This is a genomic window from Halomonas sp. 25-S5, assembly GCF_029889845.1.
Taxonomy (GTDB): domain Bacteria; phylum Pseudomonadota; class Gammaproteobacteria; order Pseudomonadales; family Halomonadaceae; genus Halomonas.
In genome coordinates, this window is the sequence record NZ_JARANV010000065.1 from 1 (window position 1) to 1,244 (window position 1,244).

A 1,244-nucleotide genomic window follows, 5' to 3' on the forward strand; every position below is an offset into this window, starting at 1 on the left:
AGCCGCGGAGGTGTCGTCGCTCTTCGCCCCAGTGATGGCGTCCGATCCTGACGAGGCGCCAGAGAAGAATGCGCGAGGCTGGGAGATCGAACTCGACCTGGGTGATGGGGTGATCCTACCCAGTAGCAGTGGACACCCCGTTAACGCAGTACACTGCAACGAGGTGACCCATGTCGAAGCAAGCTACCCCGATGAAGAAGACCCGCGCCCGACACTCCGATGCCTACCGTGAGGAGGCTTTGGCCCTTGCTGATCGCGTCGGTGTCACAGCCGCCGCCCGTGATCTTGGTCTTCAGCCCAGCCAGCTCTACCAGTGGCGGGCCAAGGTCCAGCAAAAGAAGAACGCCTCTGAACGTGAGCAAGCCTTGGCCGAAGAGAATGCTCGACTCAAACGCCAACTAGCTGAAATATCGGAGGAATTAGCGATCACAAAAAAGGCCGCGGTGTACTTTGCGAAGAACCTGAAGTGAAGTACACCTTCATCCGCCAGCACCGCGAGGTGTTCAGTACCCAGCGCATGTGCTCGGTCCTTGGTGTTGCCCGCAGCGGCTACTACGCCTGGCGACAGCGTGGTGGCGAACCATCCCCGCGGCGCCGTCAGCAGGCCATCATCGACAAGCGTGTGGGTCAGGCCTTTCAGCAGGGCAAGGGGCGCTCTGGCGCCCCCAGGCTGACTCTGGATCTGCGTGACGAGGGTTTGCCATTGAACCCCAAAACGGTTGCCGCCAGCCTCCAACGGCAAGGCCTGCGGGCCAAGGCGGCACGGAAGTTCAAGGCCACTACGAACTCCCGGCACTCGCTGCCGGTGGCACCCAACCTGCTGAAGCAGGACTTCACCGCAGTGTCACCGAACCAGAAATGGGTCGGCGACATCACGTATCTTGCGACCGGTGAAGGCTGGCTCTACCTGGCCGTGCTGATCGACCTGTACTCACGCAAGGTCATCGGCTGGGCGATGAGCGAGCGTATGACCGCTGACCTGATCGGTGATGCCCTGCAGATGGCCCTGTGGAGTCGCAAGATGCCCAAGAACGTGATCGTGCATAGTGACCGTGGCAGCCAGTATTGTTGGCTCTTCGACGCCGGGTGTGGAATTCGCCCCCTGAGCTGGGCCAGGATATGACCTCCACGATGACAGGAGGCATGACATGGACGGCACCCAGATTCTGACCCTCGGCCTGGGCCTGGAAGCGCCCTGGATCCTCAAGGACCAGCACCTGGATACCGCCGTGTCGCCCCACCGG

Annotated in this window: 1 pseudogene; it reads left to right on the forward strand. The window is 61.6% G+C overall.

The window, feature by feature from the left end:
* Positions 1–170: 170 nt before the first annotated feature.
* Positions 171–1,069 (forward strand): annotated as a pseudogene (locus OP498_RS18355) (IS3 family transposase); the annotation flags it as partial.
* Positions 1,070–1,244: the final 175 nt, after the last annotated feature.